The sequence below is a fragment of the uncultured Campylobacter sp. genome (assembly GCF_937997595.1).
Classification (GTDB): Bacteria; Campylobacterota; Campylobacteria; order Campylobacterales; family Campylobacteraceae; genus Campylobacter_B.
This window is the reverse complement of record NZ_CALKTS010000058.1, coordinates 1-13,081: the sequence shown is the minus strand read 5'-3', so window position 1 is coordinate 13,081 and position 13,081 is coordinate 1. Positions and strand designations below refer to the sequence as shown.

At 44.6% G+C, this 13,081-nt stretch carries 10 protein-coding genes; 2 read left to right on the top strand and 8 right to left on the bottom strand.

What is annotated here, in order from left to right; all coding sequences use genetic code 11:
* Positions 1 to 146 precede the first annotated feature (146 nt).
* From Q0614_RS01805 to alaS, 7 genes are all read right to left on the bottom strand, one after another.
* Positions 147 to 2,384, bottom strand: a complete 2,238-nt coding sequence (locus tag Q0614_RS01805) for a nitric-oxide reductase large subunit (protein ID WP_298786111.1) — start codon at positions 2,382 to 2,384, stop codon at positions 147 to 149.
* Positions 2,385 to 2,564: 180 nt separating this feature from the next.
* Positions 2,565 to 3,179 carry a hypothetical protein gene (locus tag Q0614_RS01800; protein WP_298786109.1) on the bottom strand — a complete coding sequence of 205 codons (615 nt, stop codon included), beginning with the start codon at positions 3,177 to 3,179 and terminating at the stop codon, positions 2,565 to 2,567.
* 41 nt (positions 3,180 to 3,220) lie between these two features.
* On the bottom strand, positions 3,221 to 3,871 hold the full coding sequence (locus Q0614_RS01795) for a hypothetical protein (protein ID WP_298786107.1): 651 nt from the start codon (positions 3,869 to 3,871) through the stop codon (positions 3,221 to 3,223).
* A gap of 146 nt (positions 3,872 to 4,017) precedes the next feature.
* Entirely contained in the window at positions 4,018 to 5,928 is a 1,911-nt protein-coding gene (locus Q0614_RS01790; protein ID WP_298786105.1) for a PBP1A family penicillin-binding protein, read from the bottom strand.
* Positions 5,922 to 6,467, bottom strand: a complete 546-nt coding sequence (gene maf / locus Q0614_RS01785) for a septum formation inhibitor Maf (protein WP_298786142.1) — start codon at positions 6,465 to 6,467, stop codon at positions 5,922 to 5,924. Before maf ends, Q0614_RS01790 begins: the two co-directional genes overlap by 7 nt.
* The gene (locus tag Q0614_RS01780; protein ID WP_298786103.1) at positions 6,467 to 6,976 is read right to left on the bottom strand and encodes a hypothetical protein; all 510 of its coding nucleotides are present in this window, start codon (positions 6,974 to 6,976) and stop codon (positions 6,467 to 6,469) included. The genes maf and Q0614_RS01780 overlap by 1 nt, the downstream gene beginning before the upstream one ends.
* On the bottom strand, positions 6,973 to 9,516 hold the full coding sequence (gene alaS / locus Q0614_RS01775) for an alanine--tRNA ligase (protein ID WP_298786101.1): 2,544 nt from the start codon (positions 9,514 to 9,516) through the stop codon (positions 6,973 to 6,975). The genes Q0614_RS01780 and alaS overlap by 4 nt, the downstream gene beginning before the upstream one ends.
* Positions 9,517 to 9,638: 122 nt before the next feature.
* On the opposite strand from alaS, the gene Q0614_RS01770 reads away from it, so the two are divergent.
* Together Q0614_RS01770 and hemH are read left to right on the top strand one after the other, a co-directional pair.
* Positions 9,639 to 10,511, top strand: a complete 873-nt coding sequence (locus Q0614_RS01770; protein WP_040304050.1) for a Gfo/Idh/MocA family oxidoreductase — start codon at positions 9,639 to 9,641, stop codon at positions 10,509 to 10,511.
* On the top strand, positions 10,508 to 11,590 hold the full coding sequence (hemH, locus tag Q0614_RS01765) for a ferrochelatase (RefSeq protein ID WP_298786099.1): 1,083 nt from the start codon (positions 10,508 to 10,510) through the stop codon (positions 11,588 to 11,590). The genes Q0614_RS01770 and hemH overlap by 4 nt, the downstream gene beginning before the upstream one ends.
* 160 nt (positions 11,591 to 11,750) lie before the next feature.
* Here hemH and Q0614_RS01760 read toward each other — a convergent pair.
* Positions 11,751 to 13,081 (bottom strand): ankyrin repeat domain-containing protein (locus Q0614_RS01760; protein WP_366125036.1); only part of this gene is annotated, 1,331 nt, incomplete at its 5' end.

Below are 13,081 nucleotides of genomic sequence, written 5' to 3'. Positions count from 1 at the left end.
TAGCCGCGGATATCGTCTGTGGCAAAGACTCGCGCGCAGCTTCCCTTTGCGGAAAAAAGCTCGCGCGAAGTGCGCTAAATTTAAAAAGCCTCGCAAGAATATAAAATTCCTGCGAGGCAAACAAGCGATAAAAGCTCTCGAAAGCTCTATTTAGCGCGCGAGAATATCATTCGCACGATTTGAAGCAAAAAGCACACGCTTCCAACCAAAAAGATTGTATCGCCGATGATGCGCGCCCAGCGGAGCCCATAGAGGCTGTCTTTTTGCAAGAATTCCGCGCTTCTTGCGTACCACATACCCACGTCGATCGCCGCGAATGCCTGCAAAATTCCAACTGGCAATAGCGAAATCAGCACCATTAGAAGCAGACCCGCGTTAAGCGCCCAAAAGCCGATCTTCATCAGCGTATCGTCAAAGCTTTTTTGCCTGTAGATATACAGTGCCACGAGCCACACGAAGCCGAGCGCCAAAAAGCCGTATACGCCAAATAGCGCCGTATGTGCGTGCACCGCGGTGGTGTTTAAGCCCTGGATGTAAAATAGCGCAAGCGGCGGGTTGATTAAAAAGCCGAAAACGCCCGCGCCCAGCATATTCCAAAATGCCACGGCGATGAAGCAGTAAAGCGGCCATTTTAGACGCTTGGCCCAATCCTGCGCGAATTGAAGCTTGTAGTAATGAAACGCTTCCGAACCCAAAAGCACCAAAGGCACGACCTCAAGCGCCGAGAAGCTCGCACCCACAGCCATTATCGGCGTAGTGGTGCCCGCAAAATAGAGGTGATGGAAGGTGCCAGGAATTCCGCCAATTAGGAAAATCGACGCGCTAGCAATCGAGGTGTAGGTGGCAAATTTCTTGCTTACTAAGCCCAAGGACGCAAACACGAACGCCAAAGACGCCGTCGCGAAAACCTCGAAAAATCCCTCGACCCAAAGGTGCACGACCCACCAGCGCCAGTACTCCATCACAGGGATCGGCGAGCGCTGTCCGTAGAATAGACCCGCGCCGTAAAAAAGCCCCACGGCGATAACCGAAGCGGTAAAGATCGCCAATAAATTCTTATCTCCCTCGGCTCTAAAGCCCGCAATAAAGCCACGCAGCACGAGTACCATCCAGATCACAAGGCCCACGAACAGTATCAGCTGCCAAATTCTACCGAGGTCTAAATACTCGTATCCTTGATGTCCGATCCAGAAACTGCTGCTTGGATCCATCTTACCCGCAATCGCCATGTATTCGCCCGCGAAGCTGCCGACGACCAAGAAAAGAAGCGCGTAGAAAAGCACGTCCACGCCGAGCTTTTGAAATTTAGGATCCTTGCCGCCGTTGATGATCGGAGCTAGAAACAATCCCGCCGCCAAAAAGCCCGTAGCGATCCAGAAAATGGACGCCTGCACGTGCCAGGTGCGAGCTAGCGAGTAAGGGATATATTGCGAAATATCAAGCCCGAAAAAGGACTGACCCTCGATCGTATAGTGCGCAACAAAGCCGCCGATGAAGGCTTGAAATGCAAACAACGCAATCGCTACGAAAAGGTACTTGCCGAGCGCCTTTTGCGACGGCGTAAGCGCTAAAGCGGCGATCGGATCGGCGTTTAGCTTCGCAGGAGCCTCGAAATCCTCGTCCTTTTTGCCGTAGAAATTTCCAAACCACACTAAAAGACCGATGCCGGTAAGCAAAATAACGAGGCTTGCGATCGTCCAAACGACGTTTTCCGTGGTAGGGACATTGTCTATTAGCGGCTCGTGCGGCCAGTTATTGGTATAGGTCGCCTCTCCGCTCGGACGATCCGTAGAAACCGCCCACGCAGTCCAAAAGATGAAATCCACGAGCTCGGCGCGGTGTTGCTCGTTTGCGAGCGTGTTTTCCTTCATCGCGTAATCCTCGCGAAGCTTTTTAAAGCGCGGATCGTTTCCGAAAACGCCCATGTACTCGTCTTTTACAACCGCCATAGCCTTTAAGCGATCGTCGCTTAACTTAACGGCGCCGTCTTTTACGGTATTGGTGCGGTACTCGGCCTTGGTAAGCGCCTTGATCTGCGCCTTTTGCTCGTCATTTAAGGCGTCAAATTTCACGCCGAAACGCTCCTGCGCCTTGATATCCATAAACGCAACCAGCTCCTTATGCAGCCAATCTGCGCTCCAATCAGGCGCCTGATACGCTCCATGGCCCCAGATCGAGCCCACCTGCATACCGCCGATACTCTGCCAGGCCTCCTGCCCGCGGTAAATGCGCTCGGTACTGATTAGCTCAGCTCCACTAGCATCGGTAAATTTTACCACTGGCGGAGACTGCCTATACACCTCGCCGCCGTAAAAACCCAAGAAACTAAAGCCCACGATGAGTACCGCTACAAGCGTCATCCAGAGCTTTTTATACTCTGCCATTTTCACTCCTTTAACTGAAATTAGGAGAGAATTTTACCTATTTAAATTTCGATAAGCATTGAGGTCCGTCAATAAAAAGATAAAATTTATCTGCTTAAGCTGGAATTTATTAAAGTATACTGGAATAAGGTATTTAGAAAATTTTATATAAAATTTATATCTACAAATCTATCCCTGATCTCAAATATTATCAAGATTTAGATTTAGTTTGTCTTTTAAATACTTTTTCAAATTTACTCGTTCATAGTCACTTAGCATAGTTAATGGGATGGCAAAATAATTACTATGAGTACTATCTAATAAAATTAGAACATTTAAATTTATGCTATCTATTCTTCTTAAAATTTTAAGTACACCGAAGCAAAGAAGATTTATCGGATGCAGAGCGTACGATAAAATTAGCAAGAGAAATTTTTTAAATCTAGTTATATTGGCATTGTATTTGCAAGCGTCTTCAATTACTAGTCCAGAAAATTTATAAATAGCGATTTTATCAAAATTAGAAGTCTTTACACTTTTATGTATCGAATATACGTCGTTATAATTTTTGCATAAAGAATTATATTCTATTCTATCGGAATAGAAATTTAAAAATTTATGTTTATTAATAAATAAAATTCCCACCAAAAAAGTAATGGCTCCTAAAAATTGATATGCCCAAGCACTTCCTCTGCAGAAAAATAGAAATATGACTAAAAATACAGCTAATATTAAATAGCATTCTGTGCTGATTTTAGTCCAATAATCTTTGATCATAAAAAGAGGCATTTCAGATTTATAACTTTGAAATTCCATACGATAATACTCCAAATTTTTAATTCAATACACCGCTCTTTTCATTGACTTTGCTCTGCATCTTTCACTCCTTTTAAATAGAAATATATTTTGTAAATAAATTCAAATGCAGACATTAATATTACGGAACCAGAAAGAGAAAAACCAGATTGAAAGAAAATAATATATCCAAAAATTGAAAATCTACTTTGAAATTCCGGCATAAAATGGCTTGTTCTTATGCTTATACCGCTACTTGCAAAATATCCGGTATAATAAACCTCCAACATAAAAATACCAAGACCAAACATAAACGGAAGTAACAAAAACGGGCAATCGTTTTCCCGCTTCTTTTTTGCAACCAAGATAAAATCATCATCATATCTGCAAAAGTAAATATAATAAACCAATAAATATAAGCTAGAAACCGCAAAAATAATAATCCCATATATCCACATAATACTAACGTAAAATTCCGAAAGTTGGGTGTATGGGCTAATACTACCGATAATTTCGATATTTGGAAAATAACTTTTCATAAAATTTACGAAATTTAAGCACACAGGAGAAATATCTAAAATATTTTTAGGAATTATAAAGGCGCTAAGAGAATATAAAAAATATATAAAACATAATTTCGTAAAAAATTTACCGAATTTTATACGAGTATTTTTTATTCTTATCTTTTTGCTTTCAAAATCTAAATTCTGCAATCTTAACCCCTAAATAAAATGATTACGCATTTTATCGCCTCAAACACTAAACAAACTATAAAATTAGCATATTTATAGTTTGTGTAATAAGCGCAATTCATACAAGGCTTCCGAAAACGGATTAAAATTTAGATTTCCATCCAAATTTAAAACGATCCGTCGCTGCTACTTTCGCGAGGTTTAGGAAGTGGCGAAATTTTAGTGTAATACTCCTCCTTGCCATTGTATGAGCGACTGAAAACGCCGTCCGGAACGGTAAAGTTGCGTTTGGTTTGCGGATATTCTTTTAAATAGGCATCTAAAAATTTTGCAAACACCGGTGCTGCGGTACGACCGCCGCCCTCGACCTTTCGCATAGGTTTATAATCGTCGTTGCCATACCAGATTATGATCTGCAAATCCGGCGTAAAGCCGCAAAACCACGCATCTATGCTATCGTTTGAGGTGCCTGTTTTGCCCGCTATGTCGATGCCTTGTACGCGTGCGCGAGTACCGGTGCCGCGCTGCACGATATTTTTTAGTAGTGTGGTCATCAGATATGCCTGTTCAGGGCGCAGCACGCGGCGGCGCTCAGGCTCGATAAAGCGAGTTTTGCCGTCCTTATCGGTAATCGAAACGATAAATTTTGATTTTGCTGTAATCCCAAGCCCCGGGAACATCGAATACATAGTGGAGTATTCAAGCGGCGAAATTCCGTAGCTGCCGATAGCCACCGACAGGGCGGGCGGGACGTTTTTGAAGCCGAACTCGCCAAGCTTTTTTACCGCGCGATCAACGCCGATAGATTGCATCAGATTGATCGAGGCAAGGTTACGTGAGCGTGTTAAAGCTTCTTTGATCGTGATGTAGCCGCTGTAAGTCTTGTCGTAATTTTTCGGCTTCCACGTTTTATCGCTGCCATCGTCGAATTCTCTAGCTATATCGGGAACTTCGGTCATCGTCGAGTAGCCCATATCAAGGGCGATTTGATAGACGAAAGGCTTGAAGCTGGAGCCGGTTTGGCGCTGGGATTGGCTGGCACGATTGAAATTTGATTTCGCGTAATCCACGCCGCCTACTAAGGCTAAAATTTCGCCGTTTTGTGGATGCGTGACGACCATAGCGCCGTTTACGTTGCTTGCATTGGCGTCTTTGTTGCGCTTTAAAATTTCATTGTAGCCGAAAACTAATGCCTCTTGCGCCATCGCCTGCGCCTTTAGATCAAGGCTCGTATCTATGCGGTATCCGCCCGTGCGGACGTCCGGTAGAATTTTTTCGGCTTCTTTTATGATCTCATCTACGGCATACGGCGCTACGTTTTGCGTGAGCGTTTCGTTGTAGATCGTAGGCTGCTCGTTCATCGCAAGCTCATATTCGGTCTTATTTATCCAGCCGAGCTCATGCATCCTATAAATCACGTTATTGGCGCGCGAAAGCGACAAATCCAGGTGCTTAGTAGGATCAAAGCTGCTAGGAGCTTTCGGCAAGCCCACTAAAATCGCGATCTCTTTAAGGCTCAAATCTTGCAAATCTTTTTTGAAATATCCTAAAGCCGCCGTGCGGATGCCGTAATATCCGTGCCCGAAATATACTTCGTTGAAGTAACGCTCTAGAATTTGTTCCTTACTTAGGGCGTTTTCTATCTTAAGCGATAGGATCGCTTCTTTGATCTTGCGATCAAGCTTCTTTTCGCTCGAAAGAACTAAATTTCGCGTGATCTGCTGCGTAATCGTGGAAGCTCCTTCGACAAATTTCATCGCTTTGACGTCCTTAATAATCGCCCTAAAAATCGCCTCGACATTCACGCCGCCGTGTTCGAAAAACGCCGTATCCTCGATAGCTACGAGCGCCTCGATTACGCGGCCTGGAATCTCGTCGAATTTTACGTAAATTCTATTTTGTTCATTAAAAACATTGGCTATCAAATTGCCGTTGCGGTCATAAATTTTAGTCGTAAGCTCGGGATGATAATCGATGATCGAGTCCGATTCCAAGCGGATTTGCGAGTAAAAATACAAAAAAATTCCGCCTGCGGCAAACGCACAAACCGTAATAAAACTAAATAAAACTCTTACCATACAAACCTCTTTAAAATTTCCAGATCAAGCCCCATCGCCGTGAATTTTGACCCACGCGAGCTTTTGATATATTTTTCATTAAAGCCCTCGATACTCATCGCACCCGCCTTGCCGCACCAATCGCCGCTAGCGATATAGCCTTTTAAATCTGCTTCATTAAATTCTGCGAATTCAAAGCTTGCGACGCTAAGTGCCGAAAGCTCTAGCGCCTTACTGCAAAAAATCATCGCAGTATAAACGGCGCAGCTAGCACCGCTTTGAGCCCGCAGCATCCTTAACGCGTCCGCTTCATCCCGCGCCTTGCCTAAAATTTCGCCGCCGGCAAGTACGGAGCTATCGGCAAACAGCACTCTATCATAATTTTTATAAATTTTAAAAAACTGCGTTTTCTTGGCCAAGACAACGCGGTAAGCATAGGTGCGTGCATCGTCCTTACTAATGCCGCTTTCATCGAAATTAAAAGGAATTTGCGTAAATTCTACGCCGTTATCCTTTAGAATTTGCGCTCTAGTAGGCGAACTGGAAGCTAAATAAATCATCAAAACTCGCCCACCGTCACGCCCAAATAAACGCAAATCAGCGTGACTACGATATTTAGCGGGATGAAATATTTAACGACGATGATTAAATGCTCATTCGCCTCAAGCTCATCTCCCGCATCCAAAGCTCGCTTCAAAGATAAAATTTTATAATGCATGTAGATAAAATTTAGTAGTATAAAGCCGGCACCAGCCCACAACGTGGCAATCGCACCTTTTACCATAGGATCTGAAAATTTAAAACTTCCGCCGTCCGCAAGAAAAAATCCACTTGCGCAAACGATCACCAAAAATAGCGCAAAGAACTGCTCATAGCGCTTCATATATCGCAAAATTTCTGCAAATTTTACATCCTTCGCATCTGCTTGGCTTTTACTGCTTAAATTCATAAAAATCCGCGCGATCAAAAATACGCAGATCTGCGCGCAGACCAAAAAAATCACGCTTAAAATGTGAATCAGCGGCAAAATTTGCGAGGCTTTGATGAAGCCGGTATCGATTTCGTTCAAATTTTACCTTTTGCGTAAGAGATCGCCTCTTTGATCGCTTCTTCGATTTTTAGCACGTCCTTGCCGCCTGCGGTCGCAAAATCATCGCGTCCGCCGCCGCCACCGCCTAAAATTTGCGCCGCGAGCTTAACCCACTCGCCCGCTTTAATAGGCGCGTTTTTAACGCCTGCTGCGATTGAAATTTTGCCGTCGGTGCCCACTTGCATCAGCATTATCGCCGCCTTTTCGTGGCTATTTTTAAACTCGTCTATCATAGTTTTTATATCACCGCTTTCGACCGAGGCTACGCAAAGTTTGGTATCACCGACATTTAGAAAAGCCAGTGCATGGGAACTGCTTGCATGCTTGATCTGATCTTTTAGCGACCTGATCTCATCTTTTAATTTCTCAATCGCGCGGAGAGGCTCAATCCCTTTTAGCTCCGCAGAAATTTCAGCAAGCTTAGCGCGATTTTGAAGCGCCAAATTTAAAGCGGCGCGCGAACAAACTGCCTCGATACGCCTAACACCCGCACTTACGCCGCTTTCTTTGACGATAAAAAACGGTCCTATCTCGCTTAAATTACGCACGTGAATTCCACCGCAAAGCTCCTTACTAATCTCTCCGAAGCTCACGACGCGCACTTTTGAGCCATATTTTTCGCCAAAAAGCGCAATCGCGCCGCTGTTTTTAGCGTCATCTATATCCATAATCTCAGTTTTTGCCGCACAGCCCTTGCAAACGGCGTTATTTACAAATTCCTCGATTTTAGCTAGCTCCTCATCGCTAAGTGCCTTAGGATGCGAGAAGTCAAATCTTAAGCGGTCCGCTTCAACCAAGCTTCCTGCTTGAGCGATATGAGCCCCTAGCACCGCACGAAGCGCCGCGTGCAAAAGGTGCGTCGCACTGTGATGACGTGCAATCTGTTCACGCTCCTCAGAAACCTTAAGCCCGACTATATCGCCGATTTTCAGGTTACGATTAAGGCGCAAGTGGGATAAATTTAACCCATAAAATTTCTGAGTATCAAACACATCGGCTATGGACTCCACTTCGCCGCTATCGCCCGTCTGACCGCCACTTTGTGCATAAAACGGAGTGATATCAAACATCGCCCAGCCGATATCGCCGGCTTTGAGCTCATCCACTTCCGCAAAATCCTCGTTAAGTAGTGCTAAAACCTTGCTCGTGCGGCTAAGCTCTTCGTAACCGCTAAATTTATTCTCGCCGAATTTCTCTAGCAGCGCCTTGAAATCGCCACGGACGTTTTTATCGCCACTGCCCTTCCATGCGGCTTTAGCTATCTGCCTTTGCTCGCTCATAAGCGCGTCAAATTTAGCCTCATCCACGCGCAAATTTTTCTCGCGCAGCATATCGGCGGTCAGATCGAGCGGAAAGCCGTAGGTATCGTATAACTTAAACGCGACCTCGCCGCTAAAAATTTCTTTAGTGCGCGCAAGCTCCTCGTTAAAAAGCTCGATGCCGTTTGCCAAAGTGGCGAAAAACCGCTCCTCTTCGAGTTTGATCTGCTCCTTTACGGCTTGCTTTTTCTCGTTCAGATAGGCATAGTGCCCACCCATCAGCTCGCATACTTTATCCACGAGGCGATACATAAAGGGCTCTTTTATACCGAGCAAATAGCCGTGGCGAACGGCACGGCGCAGAATTCTACGCAAAACATATCCTCTACCCTCGCGATTAAAATTTGTTCCCTGCGCTAGCAAAAACGTAACCGAGCGGATATGATCGGCGATGACGCGATAGCTCGCGCCGCTTTCATAAACGTAAGGTTTGCCGCAAAGCTTTGCAACCTCGTCGATTAGCGGCATAAAAAGCGAGCTGTCGTAGTTGCTAAATTTGCCCTCTTTGATCGCCGTGACGCGCTCAAGCCCCATGCCCGTGTCGATGCTAGGCTTTGGAAGCGGGCTAAGCTTGCCGTCTTTGCTGCGCTCGTACTGCATGAAAACTAAATTCCAAATCTCTAAAAAGCGGTCACCGTCGCCGCCCATATAATCCTCGGATGAGTGAAAATGCTCCTCGCCCTGATCGTAAAAAATTTCGCTGCACGGCCCGCACGGCCCGGTATCGCCCATCGCCCAAAAGTTATCGTGATCGCCGAAGCGATATATGCGCTCCTGCGCTATGTGGCGCGCCCAGAACCCAAACGCTTCGTCGTCTTTCTCATGCACGGTGACATAGAGTTTTTCTTTGGGAAGCTTTAAAATTTCAGTGATAAACTCCCACGCATAGGCAATCGCCTGCTCTTTAAAATACTCGCCGAAGCTGAAATTTCCAAGCATCTCAAAAAACGTATGATGGCGCGCGGTGTAGCCGACGTTGTCTAGGTCGTTGTGCTTGCCGCCGGCGCGGATGCAGGTCTGACAGCTCGTGCGGATAGGCGGCGTCGGGCGCGGTACGGCTCCTGTAAATATGCTTTTAAACGGCACCATGCCCGCATTCGTAAAAAGCAAACTATCATCATCTGGCACCAGCGGCGCGCTAGGAACGATCTGATGCCCCTTGCTTGCAAAGAAATTTAAATATTCGCTTCTAATATCCATGATTTGTCCTATTTCAAGTTAAATTTTAAAGGCGCATTTTAGCCAAATTAGATTTTAAAAACTATAAAATTTTAACCATTCTTAGTTATAATGGCGCGAAAGATTAAATTTAGGGCATAACGATGAAAAAAAAGATAGCGATCATAGGTATGGGCGAGCTTGGTCAAAAGCACTTCAGCGAGCTAAGAAGGAGCGATTATTTCGAGCTTGTAGCGCTTTATCATAAGGGCAGCAGTGAAAATTTCGGCCCGCGCTATCCGATCTTTGATAATCTAACCGATCTTTTTAACGTCGCCAAGCCCGATGCCGTAGTCATCACGGCTCCCCCGCCATCGCATAAAGAGCTGATTTTAAAATGCCTACCGTTTACCAAAAATATCTTCGTAGAATCTCCGCTCGCACAAAGCCTAGCCGAAGCCAGAGAGATAAACTACGCAGTCACCACTAACGGCACGCGCCTAGCCGTAGGCTACTCCGACCGCTACAATCCAGTAATCGTATCCTTGCTACGCGAGCTTGCCAAGGGGGATAAAATTTTTTCGATGAGCTTCGTAAGCGGTTTTGCAAACGATGATAGAGCAGATATCGTAGCCAATGCCCTTTTTAGAGATATCGATCTTGTGCGGCTGCTTTCTCACAGCGAGATCGCCTGCATAGAACTTAGCAAAAATATCTCTAAAGAGCGCACTCTAGCCGCATGCGCGACGCTTCACACAAAAAGCGGCTGCTATTGCACGCTAATGCAGTCCAATCTCTATCCGATCAGGCGCCACGGTATCGAGATTTGCACCGACAGCGGTGTGTATTTCGGCGATCTAATCTCAATAACTCTTTTTAAAATTACGCCTGACGGGCGTGTAAATCTGCGCGTCGATCGCGATGACTTTTCGCTGCGCCGCGAACACGAAGCATTTTGCGCGATGTGCGACAGCAGTACTAACGCAGGTCTTGCAAGCGTCGAGGATGCGATAAAAATCAGAGAAATCATCTCATGAAAAAAGCCCTAATTTTGCTCAACATGGGCGGTCCGAACAATCTGAGCGAGGTTGAAGTTTTTTTAAAAAATATGTTTAACGACCCCTTTATTTTGGGCGTTAAGAGTGATTTTTGGCGAAGCGTTTTAGCCGCGCTCATCGTAAAAAGCAGAACCGCATCGGCGCGCAGCAACTACGAAAAATTGGGCGGGCGCTCGCCGATATGCTTCATCACCGAAGCGCTTTGCGAGCGGGTAAATTTACTCGCGCGAGCAAAATTAGGCGCGGGATTAAAATTTGAAGGCGCTGCGAATGAGTCGTCGCAAGACATTTCATTGCAGAGCAAGCCGCCGCAAGACGCCCCGACGCAGGGCAAGGCGCTGCAAAACGAGGCGCCTCAGGATGAAAAACCGATAGACGAGCTAATTTGCGATTATGCGATGAATTACACGCCGCCATTTGCAGAGGACGTGCTTAAAAAATACGCGGATTTTGACGAGATAATTTTGATGCCTTTGTATCCGCACTTCTCAAAAACTACGGTGCAATCGAGCCTGTGTTCTGCCGAGGCAGCACTTAAGTGGCTCGGTATAAAAAATTATAAAACCATTGACATCTTCTACGACAGCGCCGCTTACAACGAAATTTTACTAAATTTAATCGCAAGCTGCGTCGCGAAATTTAGCGCGGATGAAATTTCGCAAATTTCGCTCATATTTTCCGCGCATTCGCTGCCTATAAAAATGATCGCCGCGGGCGATCCATACGAGGCGCAGGTAGAGGCGCACGTGGAAATTTTAAAAGATCTGCTGGCTGCGCGCGGGATTAAATTTAAAGAGATTATCTTGGCGTATCAATCGCGCCTTGGCCCCGTGAAGTGGCTAGAGCCCAATATCGCGGACGTTTTGCGGGATCTGCAGAGCAAAAAAGCGCTCATATTTCCGATCGCGTTTTGCGTGGATAACTCCGAGACCGATTTTGAGCTGGATATTTTTTATCGGGACCAGGCGCGCGAGCTAGGTTACGAATACTACGAAGTGTGCAAATGCCCGAACTCCCGCGAAGATTTTGCGAAATTTATACTCGCGCAAGCGCTGTAAATTTAGAGATTAAATTTAACTTTTCTATTCGAGTTTTTTATACTTTTTCGGAGTTCGCAAGCCCAATACAATACCGATAAAATCGGCGAAATTTTATCTTTTGTTAATTAGATAGAATTTTAAAATTTAATTATTTCGCGGCGAGTTGCCTAGCCGCCTATTATTTTTGATCTTCCGCTTCTTTACTAAATAAATTTCTTTTATATTCTTTATAGTCGTTAGTTAGCCTCTCGACTTCCTCTTTAGATATATGGAAGTTGGGATTTTTTATATTTCTTTCATCTGCCGTAAATTCTATCACGCGAACTTTTTTCCGCTCTACCGCAAATAGTATATACTCTTTGATATTTTTAAAGGTAGCGTTCTTGTCGGAACAATGTTTTTGTAAAAAAGCAAGTTCGAACCTAGCTTTAGTTGCTTTCTTATAATATTCGCTTTCTATATCATACCTATATTCTTTATAGCATTTATCATCATACATTCTTTTTAAAAATTCATCGTTTGGGATTCCGCCTATATCATATTGCAAAAGTAGATCTATCATAGCTCCGGGCTCGGGCACGTCCAGCAGATCGCCATATACCGATTTATAAAGCCTAAACTCCTCTACTCCATATCTTTTATGGGTATTCTTTATGTTTCTATAGCTCGGTATCTCCTCTAGTTTATTTGAAACGGAGACCTCTCCCATATTGAAAGTGGAGTAGGTATACGGTCTATAACCACTCTCTAGCACCATTTTCATTATATCGTACATATTGTTTCTAACTAGGTGGCTGATAAAATAATATGGCTCGCCTCCGCCGCTAAAAAGAACCTCTTTCGTGCGGTAATGTATGATCGGAGTAGCGTTTTCGTCAAAGCTTACAGAATCTATCCAATTTTCGACATCTCTAATGCCGTAGGTTTCTTGCACTATCTCTACTTCGTCAAACTTAACTCCGCTATCTAGCAAAAGCCTAACCGACTTAGTGGCGTTATTTTCCATAGCGTATGCCATAGGAGATAGCTCGTAATTATCTTTCTTATGAGGATCGGCACCCATCTCTATCAGCTTTTTTGCTGTCTTTTCGTCATCGTAAAAGCTAGCGTACATCAAAGGGGTAACGCCGAAATGAAGAGGGGTATCTACGCTTATATTATTATCCTGCATAAATTTTAAAATTTTATCCGTATCTTTTGATTTTAAACTCCTGCGTAAAAGTTCCATCGTGGGGTTATCTCTAACCTCCTCTTCGTCTATATCCCAATATCTATAGCCAACTGCGTTTATCTCCTTTTGTGTTACATATTTAGCTAGCTCGGAGTTAGGATCTACTTTGGTATTTGCAGTGACGGTATAGTGAGAGGAGGTTGATGTAAATCTGCCGGTCTGAACTTTGAGCGCCAAGGCAAAAAGACCTATAAAAACAACTATATAAAATATACCTTTAAAGATGTTTTTTATGATTTTAAGCAAGGTCTTCAAAAAGGTCTTCAAATTTGATCCTT

Bases quoted from the DNA above. Each gene is read 5' to 3' on its own strand.
- Q0614_RS01805 (WP_298786111.1), bottom strand. From the start codon at position 2,384: ATGGCAGAGTATAAAAAGCTCTGGATGACGCTTGTAGCGGTACTCATC.
- Q0614_RS01800 (WP_298786109.1), bottom strand. From the start codon at position 3,179: ATGGAATTTCAAAGTTATAAATCTGAAATGCCTCTTTTTATGATCAAA.
- Q0614_RS01790 (WP_298786105.1), bottom strand. From the start codon at position 5,928: ATGGTAAGAGTTTTATTTAGTTTTATTACGGTTTGTGCGTTTGCCGCA.
- maf (WP_298786142.1), bottom strand. From the start codon at position 6,467: ATGATTTATTTAGCTTCCAGTTCGCCTACTAGAGCGCAAATTCTAAAG.
- alaS (WP_298786101.1), bottom strand. From the start codon at position 9,516: ATGGATATTAGAAGCGAATATTTAAATTTCTTTGCAAGCAAGGGGCAT.
- Q0614_RS01770 (WP_040304050.1), top strand. From the start codon at position 9,639: ATGAAAAAAAAGATAGCGATCATAGGTATGGGCGAGCTTGGTCAAAAG.
- hemH (WP_298786099.1), top strand. From the start codon at position 10,508: ATGAAAAAAGCCCTAATTTTGCTCAACATGGGCGGTCCGAACAATCTG.